The following is a 14964-nucleotide window of genomic DNA, read 5'->3' as shown; positions in this document are numbered from 1 at the left end:
GGAGAAAATATCTTTTAGGAAGGCAAAGGATGATACCTTTACACATTTACTCGTCCTTTAACTTCGTTTAAGCATAAAGGGAATCTTAAGGATCCTACAACCTTCGATGAAAGCATCCATACCTCAAAACAATGTCCATCAAGTTGATGCATGCTCTTGTAAAAAAAGGTCTTTAATACATTCAGATACATATGAGGTCGTAGAAGAATTTATTCAAACTTCAACTGGTGTCCTTTAAAAAATTTAAAAGTTAGCTTTTAGTGAAATAAATAGAAAACTGATTTAAAGAAGACAAGAAGGTGATGAAGCTGAATTTTATAACGGAAGAATTAATCTATCATAAATCTCCGCAAGAGCTAACAGCTATGATGTATGAAAAATTTATTCAAAATATTGATGAAGCTGTTATAGCAATTCAACACAGCGATTATTTTACAGCGAATGAAAAAATTAAACAGTGCAACGATATTTTATATCGGCTAGGAATTGGCTTAACATATCAAGCAGGTATCATTGCAGAGCAGTTAGATACCCTATACAACTATATGTCTGAGCGATTAATTAGGGCTAATTTAAAAAAAGATACATTTATTTTATGTGAAGTTCAACAAATGATGAAGAAGCTTTCTAACGCTTGGAATGAAGTGTTAAAAGCGACGCCTAAAGTTACCTCTTCGCTCCGAAAAAACAAGCTGTCTTCTTATGAACAGCACATAAGTATCATTCTTAGCTAAAGGATAATCATCATATCCACGCATCAGATGCCTCTCGAAACTTTCAGCTAATCAAGCTAGCACATCTAAAAGTCTAAATTGAATGGAGTGTATACTAACAGAGAAAGGAGAGATACATAGTGGAGGTACAGCGAATTAACAGTCTTTCTTCTTCCATGAATCTCATTAGAGAAAAAGAAGTAAGTGGTTCGGTTTCATTTACAGGAGTAATGGCCAAGAAACAAAAAGAACTAACCTATGAACATTTAACTCAAGTGATAAATAAAATTGAAGAACAGGGAAAGCAGTTAGTGAAAAGTCAAACTATTGATTCTTTGCGGAAATACAAGACGCTTGTGAAGCAGTTTATGAACGAAGTGGTTAAAAATGGTTTTGAACTTCATGAAGAAAGAGGATTTAATCATAGAGGAACGACTAAAGTATATAAGTTAGTGAAAGAAGTGGATACGAAACTAGTTGACTTGACAAATGATATCCTTCAAAAAGAAAAAGACAGTTTAAATTTACTCAAGCGGGTTGGAGAAATTCAAGGTTTGTTAATTAATATGTATACGTGAGGGAGCTTTTACTAATAGGTAAACCTCTCGTTACATGCATTTTAATCCTAAATGTTGTAGAATAGAGTGAAATTATTTTATATAACAAAGGATGGATCCCTATCTTATGAAAACAGCAATTATTACAGATAGTACCGCCTATATATCAGAGGAAATTCGATCAAACTATCATATACATATGGTGCCGCTAAGCGTTATTTTCGGTGAAGAAACATATCGTGAAGAAGTAGATATGACTGCAGATCAATATTTTGAAAAAATTAAAGAAGCAAAAAATCTTCCAACCACTTCTCAGCCTGCTATCGGAGAATTTGTAGAGTTGTTTGAACAGTTAAAACGAGATCAATTCGATGCGGCTATCGTTATTACGTTATCTAGTGGAATTAGCGGAACGTATCAGGGTGCTTTGACGGCAGGTAGCATGGTAGAAGACTTTGACGTGCACGTATTTGATTCAGAAATCAGCTGTATGGTTCAAGGCTTTTATGCGATTGAAGGAGCCGAGATGGTCCAATTAAATAAACATCCTGACGAAATCATTGCGCGTTTTGAAGAGATGAAACTATCAATGCGTGCGTATTTTATGGTAGATGATTTATCTCACTTGCAGCGTGGAGGTCGTCTAAATGCTGCTCAGGCTATTATTGGAAGTCTGCTTCAAGTAAAGCCCGTGCTCCATTTTGAATCTAAAAAAATTGTTCCGTTTGAAAAAATTCGTACGCGTAAACGAGCATTAAAACGAATTACCGAGCTTCTTGATGAGGATGCAAAAGAAAACGTACCTATGAAGGCTGTAGTTATTCATTCTAATCGTGAAAATGAAGCAAAAGAAATTCAACGAGAGTTAGAACAAGAATATCCTCATATTGAATGGAGCCTTTCTTATTTTGGCGCTGTCATTGGCACACATTTAGGTGAAGGTGCCATCGGTATAGGCTGGTATAAAAAGTAATCGAAAACCAAATCATTTGATTTGGTTTTTTTGCAGGAAAAAACACCTTTTTTTGCGTATATAGATGTGTACGATAAACATGGAAAGGAATGAAGATATGCTTTTTACTGTTAAACAAGAATTGCTAAATCCCGTTCAAGTACCTAGCCCAGCTGCTTTTCCTCTCTCAAAAATCGATACGTGGAGAACTCCACCTTTAAATCCTTCATACCCCTACTCTTTAGATCTTCAGCGTTCTCTAAGCGGAAAGCAACTTCTACTAACTCAGACTCCCTATCCTTTATCTCTCATTCATGAACATTATCTAAACGGATATATTTCCTATCAAAAAGCACTTACCCAGAAAGAAAACAGATATAAATGCAACCGGTGTGGAAGTGATAGCCCCTTTTATTTTGCTTCATTTCCATGCAGTAGATGTCACCAGGAGTGCTACTATTGCCGAGCGTGTATTGTAATGGGGAAAGTAAGTGAGTGCACACCTTTTATAAACTGGGAAGGACCAACAAGTAATGTCCTGCCAAAAAGCAGCGTGATGAATTGGAAAGGAATGCTGTCTAAAGCTCAAGAACGTGCTTCAAATGAACTCATTCAAGCTATAAAAAAGGATGAAGAGCTGTTAATTTGGGCTGTTTGCGGAGCAGGAAAAACGGAAATTTTATTTAAAGGTATTGAAGCAGCATTGAACAGCGGAAAGAAAGTCTGTATTGCTACTCCAAGAACAGATGTAGTTATTGAGTTAAAGCCAAGAATTCAATCGGCATTTCCGAATATGTCTGTGCTGGCTATGTATGGAGGCAGCGAAGACCGTTTTCATGAATCCTCTCTTATTATTTCCACCACTCATCAACTTCTGCATTATTATCAAGCATTCGATGTGCTGATTATTGACGAAGTAGATGCATTCCCGTATTCGACAGAGCCTATGCTGCACTATGCTGTTGCAAAAGCAGCTAAACACGCTGCATCAAAGATTTATTTAACAGCGACTCCAAATGAATCATTAAAAAAAGACGTTGAGCAAGGGAAAAAACAAGTAGTTAAAATTCCAGCCCGCTATCACCGAATGCTTATTCCTGTTCCTCGGTTTGAATGGTGTGGCAATTGGAAGAAAAAAATGAAAACAGATACTTTGCCTGCTAATGTTGAGAAATGGCTGAAAAAAAGAATAAATGAAGGGAAACAATGCTTTATCTTCGTCCCGCAAATTAAGTGGATTGCTCCGATCACAGACATGATTCGGAAGCTAACCGAAAAGGTAGACGGTGTCCATGCTGAAGATTCCCAGCGAAAAGAAAAAGTAATGAAATTTAGAGAAGGGCAGCTAGTTATTTTAGTAACGACAACAATATTAGAGCGAGGCGTAACGGTTCCCAACATAGATGTTGCAGTATTAGGAGCAGAAGAAACGATTTTTACTGAAAGTGCTCTTGTTCAGATTTCAGGAAGAGTGGGGAGGAGTGCTCAATTTCCAACGGGAGACGTGGTCTTTTTTCATTATGGGCAGTCTCTGTCTATGCGAAAAGCAAAAGAGCATATTGAATATATGAATGCTCTAGCTTATAAGGAAGGGCTGGTTGATCGATGACAATATGTCTGATTTGTTTTGAACCTCTTGTCTCTTCTTTCGATTGGAGGTCATTGTTAAAACCTTCTTCAACGGACAGGATTTGCACTGTTTGCTTGCAAAAATGTCCCATCATCACCAGTAGCATTTGCAGGGGATGCGGCCGTTCTCTTGCAGACCTCGCTTCTTCTCATTATGAGCTAGACACATGTATGGACTGTCAGAAATGGAATGATGCTTCTTTTTTCAACCGTTCTCTTTATACGTACAATGATTTTATGCAAAGCATAATAGAACGTTTTAAATTTCAAGGAGATTATGAAATTATCCAAGCATTCAAGGAGCAGTGGTATAAGTTCTATAAAAAAGAATGTAATCCAAAAGCTATACTAGTTCCTATACCTTTAACGGACGAGAGATTATATGAGAGAGGGTTTAACCAATCTTTAGCGCTAGCTGAACTGATCAGTGACAACATAGAAATGCCTCTTGTTCGCTGTTCAGGAACAAAGCAATCAAAGAAAAATAGGCGAAGTCGGCTGGCAGAAAGGCTGGAATTTAAAGTAGTCGATTCCTCAATGGTTACGAATCAAGAATTTCTCTTGATTGATGATATTTATACAACAGGAGCAACCGTGCGCCAAGCGGCAAATTGTTTGCAGGAAGCTGGGGCACGTTCAGTTCGTTCGCTCACTTTAATTCGTGCATGAAGATGTATAATTTAAAACTTTGACCGATAGTAAAATAAAAAACAAATGAGGAGTTTCGAATATGGGAACGTTAGATAATTGCAGGGAATGCGGTCATTTATTTGTAAAAAGTGGATCAATAAACATATGTAAATCATGTTTTGACAAAGAAGAAGCTCTGTTTCAACGTGTTTCTTCATTCTTGAAGAAGAGAGCAAATCGTACAGCAACGACTTACGAAGTGATGAAAGAAACGGGCGTTTCAGATTCGTTAATTTATCAATTTATTCGACAAGGTCGCTTAGTGCTAACTAATTTTCCAAATATAAGCTATCCATGCATGCAATGCAACGCTCAGATTCGAGAAGGGAAACTTTGTCATTCATGCTCTCAAGAAATTAAACATGGGTTAGAAAAGCATAATCGTGAGATGATTCGTTCAAATGAAGAGCCGACGCGTCCCACCTATCGTTCTAACGAAAGGAAAAAAGAGTGAAAGTGTGCTGAGTGTTTGCAGATTCTCTATCTATAGACCTATGTTTAAGGTGGACTGTGAAAATGGTCTCAACTTCCTTGCCGATGCTAAAGGTTTAGGCGGAAATTCCGATATAATGAATAGAGATAACGGATACAAATATAAAAAGAGGTGAGAGAGATGAAGATTAACCCATCGAACTTATTTGGAATAAATCCGTACAAAAAACAATCAGAAAAAATAGAACAGGTCTCTAAAAAGAATCCACAAGATCAGATTCATATTTCATCTGAGGCGAAGAAACTTCAGGGAAATGAACCATCTCCAGAAAGACTTGAAAAATTGGAGAAACTAAAACAGCAAATTAACAGCGGAACATACGAAATTAACGGAAAAGAAATTGCTAAAAGTATTGTAGATTTCTATAAAAAATAAAAGGACTGACATTGATTGAACGTGCAAGAAATTCAAACGATACTAGAAAAACAAGTAACGCTTCACAAAAGTTTGTCTGTTATTGTTAAAGAGAAAACGAACTTTATTATTAAACAAGATGTAAAGGCATTGACGGCTTCTTTGCAAAAAGAGCAATCTCATATAGCTGCTATTTCTGCACTGGAAACAAAACGTATAGAAGCGATGGAAAAAAGCGGACATGCTGCTCGCTCCATTGAAGAAATAGCAGGCTCATTCTCTGAGTACTCCATCTTGATACCCTTTCAAAAACAGCTAATAGATATAATTCAAGATATAAAGTATGCAAATGACTTAAACAATCAGCTGCTCACACAGTCTTTGCAGCTGATTCATACCGAACTAGACCTTCTTGTTCCATCGAAACGAGAGGATTCGTTCAATTACACAAAAACAAATAATAGATCGTTTCAGTCCAACTCTATTTTTAATTCGAAGGCATAAAGAACGGAGGAAAGCAGAATGAGTTCAACATTTCATGGTTTGCAGGTGGCTAAACGAGGAATGGATGCCCAACAAGCGGCTCTTTACACGATTGGCCATAACGTATCTAATGCAAATACGCCGGGCTATACGCGTCAGCGAGTAAGTTTAGAAACGTTCCCAGCTTATCCAGCCCCAGGGATGAATCAGACTGGAACTGCGGGCCAAATAGGAATGGGAGTAGAAGCCAGCACGGTAGAGCGAATACGTGATACATTTTTAGATACCCAGTATCGAGATGAAACCATTAAAGTGGGGTATTGGGATGCGCGCGCTGGTGCTCTTGAAAAAATGGAGGAAATTATGAATGAACCTACTGAAGATGGACTTTCAGCTGTTTTTAATCAATTCTTTGAGTCCATTCAAGATGTAGCTTCACACCCTTCAGAAGCAGGAGCCAGGTCTGTTATGATTGAACGAGCTGAAGCAGTAGGCGATACTTTCTCTTATTTATCTACTTCTTTAAAAACGGTTCAAGGTGATTTACAAAACGAGCGTGACGTAGCGGTAACACAAGTGAATTCTTTGTTAGAGCAAATAAGTAATGTGAACCAACAAATACAAAACGTAGAACCGAATGGCTATTTGCCTAATGATTTGTATGATGAAAGAGATCGGCTGCTAGATGAGATTTCTAAATTTATGCCGGTTTCTTTAGAGTATACAAAAAGCAGCGGGAACGCTTCTGCAACGTCAGAAGGAGTGGTAACGGTTCAGCTTCAAACGTCTCAAGGGCCTATTACTCTTTTAGATGGGAAAACTCATCAAGTAAATGCCATCAGTTTGAAAACAAATCAAGATTCCTATGTGACGGAAATTCATATAGGGGATGAGATACGGAACCCTGAGTCATTTCCTCAAGGAAAACTTAAAGGGTTAATTGAGGCTTCTGGATATATAGATAATAGTGGTAATAAAACAGGTGTTTACGCTTCAATGATTGATGATTTAGATGAAATGGCATATGAATTTGTAAATTGGTTTAATGATAAGCACCAACAAGGTGTCACGCTAGATGGTGATACTGGTATGTCCTTTTTTAATGAGATTTCTCAGAAAGAAGGAGCTGCAGCTGGAATTGTTATTGCTGATAAAATTAAACAAAACACAAACAATATTGCTGCTGCTTCTTCGGCCTCCTCTGGGGATGATGGAACTGGCCGCAAAGGAGATGGACAAAATGCTCAGCTATTGTCTCAATTTCGTCAAAAGGTGCTTATTAATTCCGGGAATCAAGCTGTTTCCCTAGATGGCTTTTATCAATCTGTTATTGGCCAAATGTCAGTAGATGCCCAACAAGCCAACCGCTTAAAAAGTAATTCAGAAACTCTTCAGGGAGCTGTAGAGCAAAGGCGCCAGTCTACCAGTGCAGTTTCATTAGATGAAGAGATGACCAATATGATTCAGTTTCAGCATGCATATAACGCTAGTGCCCGTATGGTGACTATGATTGATGAAATGCTTGATAAAATTGTAAACGGTCTTGGAACTGGAGGAAGGTAAAGATGCGCGTCACACAAGGAATGTTAGCGGCTAATTCATTAAAACAGATTAGCAATAGCTATAATAAGCTGGAGACACTTCAAAACCAATTATCAACGGGAAAGAAAATTACTCGTCCTTCAGATGACCCGGTAGTGGCTACTAAAGGAATGGCTTATCGTTCTAATCTTTCTGAAGTAAATCAATATAAACGTAATTTAACAGAAGCTCAGTCTTGGTTTGATAGTTCAGAATCCGGACTTGAACAAGTCAACTCCATTCTTCAGCGCACTAAAGAGCTGGTCGTGCAAGGGTTAAACGGTACGAATGAAAGTGATGACCGCCAAGCAATTGCACGTGAAATTGAACAGTTAAAGCTGGATTATATGCAAGTAGGCAATACGCAGGTGGCAGGAAACTATATCTTTAACGGTGTAAATGTAGGAGCAGCGCCTATAAGTGAGAATGCAAGCGGTATGATAGAATCGAATATTAACCTGGATCCTTTTTCAGTTGAAGTCTCAAAAGGTATCCAGCTGAGAGTCAATATTCACCCTGAAAATATTTTTGGACAAGGTGCATTCGACTTAATGAACAATGTTCAAACAGCTTTTGAACAAAACGATGTAAACTCACTAAAAGATCTCTCTACACAGGTAGACACGCAGCTGTCTACGCTATTAGCGGAGCGATCTGAATTGGGAGCAAGAAGCAATCGGCTTGAGCTGATTGAAAACCGCCTTGATTCACAGGAAATTACGGCTACTAAGATGCTTTCAAATAATGAAGATGCAGATATTGAAAAAGTCATTACGGATTTAACCGTACAAGAAAGCGTGCATCGTGCTGCTTTGGGAGTAGGGGCTCAAATTATTCAGCCTACGCTGCTAGATTTCTTGCGTTAAAAAGTTCCTTCTAAACAGAAGGAGCTTTTTTACAATGAAAAAAGATAACAAGAAAAAATCAATTAGCAAAGGTGTGATGAGATGAAAATTTCAACAAGCTATCATGGAGATATAGAAATAGATAATCAGCAAACACTGACATTCAATCAAGGGATTCCAGGTTTTTTGGAAGAAACTGAATTTGTTATTTTACCACTTCCAGAAGCCGAAGCTTTCCAAGTTCTGCAGTCTATTCAAACCAAAGAATTAGCTTTTATTATCACGGATCCATTTCAGTTTTTTTTAGATTATGATTTTCAACTAGAACTTCAGGAAATCGAAAAGCTTCAATTACAACAAGCGGAAGATGCAGCTGTTTACGTATTGCTTACGATGTCAGATTCTGTGGAAAAGATAACGGCTAATTTGCAGGCTCCTGTTATTATTAATACAAAGCAACAGCTTGCTAAGCAAGTGATTTTAATGAATACAGCTTACGAAACGAAGCACAGGTTATTTGAGTAAGATGAATAGATAAGGAGTGAGTCCATGCTTGTTTTAACACGAAAGTTAAATGAAACAATCAAAATAGGTGATGAAATTGAAGTGACCGTCCTTGCAGTTAATGGTGATCAAATAAAGTTAGGAATTCAAGCTCCAAAGTCTGTAGATATTCATAGACAAGAGATTTATGAAGAAATACGTAACGAAAATAAAAGTGCTTCTCAAATTACATTACATGCTATTGATATGCTGAAACAATTACCGAAAAAGAAATAAAACGATCAGTTTGAAAATCATCAAAAATATACAGTATAAATAATATCTAAATCGGGAAAGATAAACATATAGTATTCCCCACTATGTCTTAAGCCTTTCTCTTTAAGAGAAAGGCTTCTTTTTTATCAAAAAAATTGAACTGAATTTCTGTTTTTTTCCTTTTTATCGTGTATCATTAAATTTATTAAATATAATTCAAATAAATTTAACAAAAGAGGAGAAGAGTAAATGAGTGATGTTCAAGAGTATCATGATTTATTAAAAGAAGCAGAAGATGTGGTTGTCAGTGCTTTAGCTGATACAATGGATTTATATGGGGTCACACCTTCAGTAGGAAGGCTGTATGGCATGCTTTATTTTATGGATGAGCCTGTTACATTAGATCAAATGAGTGAAGAATTGGGTATGAGTAAACCAACGATGAGTACATCCATTCGTTCACTGCAAAATATTGATATGGTCCACAAAGTGTGGAAAAAAGGTGTTCGAAAAGACTTATATGAAGCAGAAAAAGATTTTTCTAAGTCCTTTTTTTCATTTTTCTGTAAGAAGTGGCAAAGAGAAATTTCAGTTAATTTAGAGGCAATCGAAGAAGCGGAAAACAAGCTGCAGATTCTCTTAAATAATGAAGATGTGCCTGAGGAGATCGCAGTAAAAGCAAAGCGTAATTTAGCGCAGATTACAGAGTCCAAACATTATTATCATTTCTTGAAAAAAGTAGTGAAAGTTTTTGACGACCGAAGAATCATCGATATTTTAAATGAAGAATTAGCGAAAGAGTAAATAAAAAAGGCTGTTGAAAAATCAACAGCCTTTTTATCATTTTTATACGGTTAATGGTGTAGCTTCAAAACAGCGGTTATAAATCCATTCGTAACTTTTTACAGTTAAATCACGAGGGTTACCAACTGTTTGTGGATCATTAAATGCTTCTTGAGCTAAGCGAGAAACCGCTTCTTTTGGAACACCTTGTTCTTCTAAAGAAGGGATTTGTACATCTTTAACTAGTTGATATACTTCACGAACAGCTGCTTGAGCTGCTTCTTCAAGCGTTAATTCGTGTGTATTAACTCCTAAAGCTTGAGCTATGCGCGCAAATTTTTCAGGCTCGCCCATCCAGTTATATTCCATTACAGGACCTAGCATTGCTGCTACGCAAGGGCCATGGGCAATTGGATAAATGCCTCCTAATGTTTGAGCCATCGCGTGAGCTGCTCCTGCAGATTCACTTCCATATGAAAGGCCAGCAAGCATAGCTGCATGCGCCATTCCATAGCGTGCTTCGATATCCTGTCCATTTGCAACTGCACGTCGTAAGTATTTTCCAACGTACTCAATAGCCAATAAAGCAACAGAGTCCGTCATTGGTTGTGCAAAGTGACATGTATAACATTCAATTGCATGAGCTAATGCGTCAATTCCTGTACCGGCCGTAATATGTGAAGGCATAGATACGTGCAGTTCTGGATCAATAATTGTTAAGTGGGCAGCAATTAAAGGTCCACCTGTATTAAACTTAAACTCACGAACAGGATCTGTAATGACAGCCCATTGTGTGACTTCACTTCCTGTACCTGCAGTTGTAGGAATGGTTGTTAAAGGAGGGATACGTTTTGTTAAAGGTTTTTTTCCTTCAGCTGCTTCATAATCTAAGACGGGAGCATTATGAGCTACTTCTACACCAATAGCTTTTGCCGTATCCATTGAGCTTCCGCCTCCAACAGCTACTAGTCCGTTGCATCCATTTTCTTTGTACATTTTTGTGCCGTCTGCTACCACGTGAATAGAAGGGTTGGCTTCTACTTGGTCAAATAGAATAACGTCTACGTCCGCTTCTTTTAAACTAGCGATTACAGGATCTGCTAAACCTACTTTTTTTACACCAGGATCTGTTACTAGTAAAACCTTAGACACACCTAGGTTTTTTACTTCCTCTCCAGTATGTTTTACAGCACCAATTCCATGTTTTACAACCGTTGGCATCTCAAAGCTTTTTAAACGTTCCATTCTTTCAAATCGCATAAACATCTTTACATTCCCCCTTGAATTTTATTGAAACCAGCGCATTGGCTGTGGATTTGTATTCGTATAAATATGTTTAATTTCCGTATATTCTTCTAGCCCAATGTGGCTAAGCTCTCTTCCGATCCCAGATTGCTTATATCCTCCCCAAGGAGCCTGCGGGAAGTAGGGATGATAATCGTTAATCCAAGTTGTTCCCATACGGAGTGCTTTCACTACACGTTCAGCTCGATTCATATCACTTGTCCAAACAGCTCCAGCTAATCCATAAATCGTATCGTTAGCAAGTGCGACTGCTTCTTCTTCAGTGCTGAAGCGCTCAATGGTCATAATCGGACCGAATGACTCTTCTTGGACAACTTTCATATCTCCATGACAGTTTGTAAAAATAGTTGGTTCGATAAATAAGCCTTTTTGTAAAGAGTCCTGAGTTGGACGTTTGCCTCCTAAAACAAGGGAAGCACCTTCTTGTTTGCCAAGCTCAATGTAATGTTCCACTTTAGCTAGGTGTTCTTTTGAGATGACGGGTCCCATTTGAGTGGCTTCATCCATGCCGTCTCCTAGCTTAATTTTTTTGGCTTGTTCAATAACTGCTGAAACAAATTTATCGTGAATATCATCTTGAACGAGTAATCTTGCACCAGCTGAACAAACTTGACCGGCATGAAAGAAGACCGCATTTAATGCATAGTCAACTGCAGTGTCAAAGTCAGCGTCAGCAAAGACGATATTCGGATTTTTCCCACCAAGTTCAAGAGCGATTTTTTTAAAGTTGCCTGCGGCAGCCTGCATGACTTTACGTCCAGATACACCGCCACCTGTAAAGGAAACTAAATCTACTAAGTGACTTTCTGCCATTTCTTGTCCAACGGTCGCACCCGGGCCGAGTACAATGTTAATGACGCCTGCTGGAAAGCCAACTCTTTCAAAAATTTTCATCATATGAATAGTTGTTAAAGGGGTGATTTCGCTTGGTTTAATAACAATTGTATTCCCAGCAGCAAGTGCCGGAGCCAATTTCCAAGAGGCTTGCAATAAAGGATAATTCCAAGGAGTAATTTGGCTGCATACACCTACAGGTTCGCGGACAACGCGGCTAACAGAATCGGGATTAGGTGACTCAATCATCTGTCCACCATCTTTATCTGCTAATCCAGCATAGTATTGAAAGACATCAGCAATTCCATCCATGTCTGCCAGGCTTTCAACGAGGGTTTTTCCAGTATTCAAGGTTTCAAGTTTTGCGAGTTCTTCACGATCATTACGAATTTCTTCCGCTACTTTAAATAGTAAAGAACCCCTTTGGGCCGCTGTAAATTTAGACCATTGACCTGCATCAAAAGCTTTTCTAGCTGCTTCAATAGCTTCTACAGTATCAGCACGATTTCCTTCTGTAACGACAGCGATAACCTCTTGATTAAAAGGATTTATAATCTCTCTTTTCTCGCCGCTGCGTGCTTCAACCCATTCGCCGTTTATGTGCATTTTTTCAAGCGTAAGTGTTTGTTCCAATAGCATCAACCTCCAAATAATAGAATTTGTTAAATTTATATTTAACGTTCTTAACAATTCGAATTATAGCATCGGTTATTTAATTTAGTCAAATCCAAAAACTCAAAATGTTCAGAATTTATTAGATTATCTGCTCTGTAAGAGACTAATCATTCGGATATTAAGAAAAAATTTAACAAAAAGTGATAAAAAATCACTGATTGCTATGTCCCTTGATACAAAAGGTTTTTTTATGTATGAGCTATGAGAATATTATTCTTTTTTTATATGAAAACACTCAAACTTTTTTGACAATATCCTAAACATTCAGATATATTAACCATAGTACTATATCTGCTTGCATACAAACCTTGAAAAACAAAGGATTTTGAATGTGGAAATTAAGAAAGGAGTTTAGATGGAAGATGAAAAATAATTGTGAGTTCAATAAAAAAAGTCGATTTAAATTATTTTAATATAATTATATAAACGTAATTTCTCCCCTTCGCATTGGTATTTATAATCCAACTATTTATATTTTATTCTAAAAAATCTATTTTTAGGTTTAATTGTATGCTGGTAGGAAAAAGGAATAGAGGACAAGTTTGTCTTTAGATTTCTTTATCAATTTAAAGGATGTGAGACGATGCAAAATGCTAAAAAACCATTTCGTTCAGACACACAACAAGCCAGGCCTGAAAAGTCGAATGAGACTTCTGACTTTTCAGGGAAATCAAACAGGAACAACCGTCTACTAACCCCCTTATGGACAACTATTATAGGATTTTCCATCTTTATGGTTGTCGCATTTATCTATTCTCTCTATAATCCAGATCTCTATTGGCCAGGCCTCATTTTAATGTTCATTATGTATGGTGTTATTTATTTTATTGGTGCTCGAGCCGCTGCAAGTAAAAAAGGAAAATCAGATGATATGCTTGTTGCAGGAAGATCTATGCCGCTATGGATTTCAATGTTCACAATGACCGCCACTTGGGTAGGTGGAGGGTATATTGCTGGAACGGCCGAAACCGTTTATTCCTCAGGGCTGACATGGACTCAAGCGCCATGGTGTTATTCAATCAGCTTGATTTTAGGCGGTATCTTTTTTGCTAGAAAGATGAGAAGGTTTGAGTTTATGACAATGCTCGATCCTCTAGAATCTCGTTTCGGTAAGAAAATGGCTACGGTTCTTTATTTTCCAGCTATACTGGGAGAGCTGTTTTGGAGCGCAGCTATCTTAACTGCTTTAGGAACAACATTCGGTGTGATTTTAGGCCTCAGTTTTTCAATTTCCATCATTCTTTCCGCACTTATTGCCATTGCATACACCGTGATTGGCGGCTTGTGGGCAGTAGCACATACCGATATCTTACAGCTTTCTATTATGTTTTTAGGGCTATTTCTGGTGCTTCCCTTTGCATTTTCGAATACGGGAGGGGTGGGAGCCGTTTTTTCTACTTATTCAGAAGGCATGACTGGTTCTCTTCATTTATTTCCTCCATTAAAAGGCTGGGAAGATCCGAAATGGGGAAATACATATTGGCAATGGTGGGATAGCACATTTTTACTTATTTTTGGTGGTATTCCATGGCAAATTTATTTTCAGCGCGTGTTATCTGCTAAAAATGAAAAAGCAGCAATGTGGCTATCTATTACAGCCGGCATCTTTTGCGCGTTAGCGGCCTTGCCTCCAACTTTAATAGGAATGATAGGTTATAGTGCAGACTGGTCTTCATTTGGAGCGTCAAGCCCTGAGAGCGCGTCCATGATTTTAACGTATGTATTTAAATACCTAACGCCCGATTTAGTAGGAGCGATTGCGCTTGGAGGCCTAGCTGCTGCCGTTATGGCTGCAGTAGCGGCTTCGTTGCTTTCAGCGTCGGGGATGGCAGCCTGGAACGTGTATCGTCCGATTGTAAAACCAAATGCGACACAGGCGCAGTTAGATAAAGTTATTAAACGTTCTATCATTATCATTGGAACGGGAGCAACTCTAATTGCTTTAAACTCTGAGAGTGTCTACTCTTTATGGTATTTATCAGGGGACCTAGTGTATTGTATACTTTTTCCGCAGTTGGTTTGTGCTTTATTCTTTAAAGGAGCTAACTGGTACGGATCTTTGGCTGGGTTTATTGTGTCTCTTGTTCTTCGAATAGGTGGAGGAGAACCGCTGCTTCATTTAAAAGCGCTACTTCCGTATCCGATGATTGAAGACGGAGTGGTCATGTTTCCGTTTCGTACATTTGCGATGGTAGGCGGGTTGTTAACTATTCTTATCGTTTCTTACGCGACGCGACGTATTTGCCCTCCTCAGCCGCTTCGAAATCTTCATCGTGACATATCGGTTGAGAAATAATCAAAAGCAAAATAA

At 38.1% G+C, this 14964-nt stretch carries 16 protein-coding genes; 14 read left to right on the top strand and 2 right to left on the bottom strand.

Translation table 11 applies throughout. The annotated features are described in order from the left end of the window. Positions 1–302: 302 nt before the first annotated feature. The 13 genes from fliS (at position 303) to cudC (ending at position 9860) form a co-directional block, all read left to right on the top strand. The gene (gene fliS / locus ACFX4N_RS22650) at positions 303–734 is read left to right on the top strand and encodes a flagellar export chaperone FliS (protein ID WP_098547092.1); all 432 of its coding nucleotides are present in this window, start codon (positions 303–305) and stop codon (positions 732–734) included. Positions 735–853: 119 nt separating this feature from the next. Further along, on the top strand, positions 854–1291 hold the full coding sequence (locus tag ACFX4N_RS22645; protein ID WP_013059770.1) for a YaaR family protein: 438 nt from the start codon (positions 854–856) through the stop codon (positions 1289–1291). Between the two features lie 106 nt (positions 1292–1397). Continuing rightward, positions 1398–2243 (top strand): DegV family protein, encoded by an 846-nt coding sequence (locus tag ACFX4N_RS22640; protein WP_013059769.1) that lies wholly within the window; start codon positions 1398–1400, stop codon positions 2241–2243. Positions 2244–2322: 79 nt separating this feature from the next. Then, entirely contained in the window at positions 2323–3831 is a 1509-nt protein-coding gene (locus ACFX4N_RS22635) for an ATP-dependent helicase ComFA (RefSeq protein ID WP_199866524.1), read from the top strand. 191 nt (positions 3832–4022) lie between these two features. Beyond that, complete coding sequence (locus tag ACFX4N_RS22630) at positions 4023–4520, top strand: ComF family protein (RefSeq protein ID WP_028409678.1); 498 nt, start codon at positions 4023–4025, stop codon at positions 4518–4520. 61 nt (positions 4521–4581) lie between these two features. Continuing rightward, positions 4582–4995 carry a TIGR03826 family flagellar region protein gene (locus ACFX4N_RS22625; protein WP_013059766.1) on the top strand — a complete coding sequence of 138 codons (414 nt, stop codon included), beginning with the start codon at positions 4582–4584 and terminating at the stop codon, positions 4993–4995. Positions 4996–5154: 159 nt separating this feature from the next. After that, the gene (flgM, locus tag ACFX4N_RS22620) at positions 5155–5409 is read left to right on the top strand and encodes a flagellar biosynthesis anti-sigma factor FlgM (RefSeq protein ID WP_029319359.1); all 255 of its coding nucleotides are present in this window, start codon (positions 5155–5157) and stop codon (positions 5407–5409) included. A 21-nt stretch (positions 5410–5430) separates the two neighbouring features. After that, complete coding sequence (locus tag ACFX4N_RS22615; protein ID WP_223269021.1) at positions 5431–5892, top strand: flagellar protein FlgN; 462 nt, start codon at positions 5431–5433, stop codon at positions 5890–5892. 18 nt (positions 5893–5910) lie between these two features. Continuing rightward, positions 5911–7434: a flagellar hook-associated protein FlgK gene (gene flgK / locus ACFX4N_RS22610; RefSeq protein WP_057275289.1), complete on the top strand. Its 1524-nt coding sequence runs from the start codon at positions 5911–5913 to the stop codon at positions 7432–7434. 2 nt (positions 7435–7436) lie between these two features. Then, a complete protein-coding gene (gene flgL / locus ACFX4N_RS22605; protein ID WP_057275290.1) occupies positions 7437–8318 on the top strand; it encodes a flagellar hook-associated protein FlgL in 882 nt (293 codons plus the stop codon). 81 nt (positions 8319–8399) lie between these two features. Beyond that, on the top strand, positions 8400–8822 hold the full coding sequence (gene fliW / locus ACFX4N_RS22600) for a flagellar assembly protein FliW (protein WP_013059761.1): 423 nt from the start codon (positions 8400–8402) through the stop codon (positions 8820–8822). A 24-nt stretch (positions 8823–8846) separates the two neighbouring features. Then, positions 8847–9077, top strand: coding sequence for a carbon storage regulator CsrA (gene csrA, locus ACFX4N_RS22595; protein ID WP_013059760.1), 231 nt, complete (start codon positions 8847–8849; stop codon positions 9075–9077). Positions 9078–9305: 228 nt separating this feature from the next. Next, positions 9306–9860 (top strand): choline uptake/conversion transcriptional regulator CudC, encoded by a 555-nt coding sequence (gene cudC / locus ACFX4N_RS22590; protein ID WP_029319352.1) that lies wholly within the window; start codon positions 9306–9308, stop codon positions 9858–9860. 42 nt (positions 9861–9902) lie between these two features. On the opposite strand, the gene gbsB is transcribed toward cudC, so the two are convergent. Both gbsB and betB read right to left on the bottom strand, forming a co-directional pair. Then, the gene (gene gbsB / locus ACFX4N_RS22585; protein WP_016765895.1) at positions 9903–11105 is read right to left on the bottom strand and encodes a choline dehydrogenase; all 1203 of its coding nucleotides are present in this window, start codon (positions 11103–11105) and stop codon (positions 9903–9905) included. 21 nt (positions 11106–11126) lie between these two features. Next, positions 11127–12617 (bottom strand): betaine-aldehyde dehydrogenase, encoded by a 1491-nt coding sequence (betB, locus tag ACFX4N_RS22580; protein ID WP_192100757.1) that lies wholly within the window; start codon positions 12615–12617, stop codon positions 11127–11129. Between the two features lie 619 nt (positions 12618–13236). On the opposite strand from betB, the gene ACFX4N_RS22575 reads away from it, so the two are divergent. Further along, a complete protein-coding gene (locus ACFX4N_RS22575) occupies positions 13237–14949 on the top strand; it encodes a high affinity choline transporter 1 (RefSeq protein ID WP_192100758.1) in 1713 nt (570 codons plus the stop codon). Positions 14950–14964: the final 15 nt, after the last annotated feature.

Source organism: Priestia sp. YIM B13551 (assembly GCF_042787905.1).
GTDB lineage: Bacteria > Bacillota > Bacilli > Bacillales > Bacillaceae_H > Priestia.
Note: the sequence above shows the minus strand (reverse complement) of the source record. Positions and strands in the feature narration are given on the sequence as shown.

What these genes read in the sequence shown, in the direction of transcription:
- fliS (WP_098547092.1), top strand. Translation starts at nt 303, where the DNA reads ATGAAGCTGAATTTTATAACGGAAGAATTAATCTATCATAAATCTCCG.
- ACFX4N_RS22640 (WP_013059769.1), top strand. Translation starts at nt 1,398, where the DNA reads ATGAAAACAGCAATTATTACAGATAGTACCGCCTATATATCAGAGGAA.
- ACFX4N_RS22635 (WP_199866524.1), top strand. Translation starts at nt 2,323, where the DNA reads ATGGAAAGGAATGAAGATATGCTTTTTACTGTTAAACAAGAATTGCTA.
- ACFX4N_RS22630 (WP_028409678.1), top strand. Translation starts at nt 4,023, where the DNA reads ATGGACTGTCAGAAATGGAATGATGCTTCTTTTTTCAACCGTTCTCTT.
- ACFX4N_RS22625 (WP_013059766.1), top strand. Translation starts at nt 4,582, where the DNA reads ATGGGAACGTTAGATAATTGCAGGGAATGCGGTCATTTATTTGTAAAA.
- flgM (WP_029319359.1), top strand. Translation starts at nt 5,155, where the DNA reads ATGAAGATTAACCCATCGAACTTATTTGGAATAAATCCGTACAAAAAA.
- flgK (WP_057275289.1), top strand. Translation starts at nt 5,911, where the DNA reads ATGAGTTCAACATTTCATGGTTTGCAGGTGGCTAAACGAGGAATGGAT.
- flgL (WP_057275290.1), top strand. Translation starts at nt 7,437, where the DNA reads ATGCGCGTCACACAAGGAATGTTAGCGGCTAATTCATTAAAACAGATT.
- fliW (WP_013059761.1), top strand. Translation starts at nt 8,400, where the DNA reads ATGAAAATTTCAACAAGCTATCATGGAGATATAGAAATAGATAATCAG.
- csrA (WP_013059760.1), top strand. Translation starts at nt 8,847, where the DNA reads ATGCTTGTTTTAACACGAAAGTTAAATGAAACAATCAAAATAGGTGAT.
- cudC (WP_029319352.1), top strand. Translation starts at nt 9,306, where the DNA reads ATGAGTGATGTTCAAGAGTATCATGATTTATTAAAAGAAGCAGAAGAT.
- gbsB (WP_016765895.1), bottom strand. Translation starts at nt 11,105, where the DNA reads ATGTTTATGCGATTTGAAAGAATGGAACGTTTAAAAAGCTTTGAGATG.
- betB (WP_192100757.1), bottom strand. Translation starts at nt 12,617, where the DNA reads ATGCTATTGGAACAAACACTTACGCTTGAAAAAATGCACATAAACGGC.
- ACFX4N_RS22575 (WP_192100758.1), top strand. Translation starts at nt 13,237, where the DNA reads ATGCAAAATGCTAAAAAACCATTTCGTTCAGACACACAACAAGCCAGG.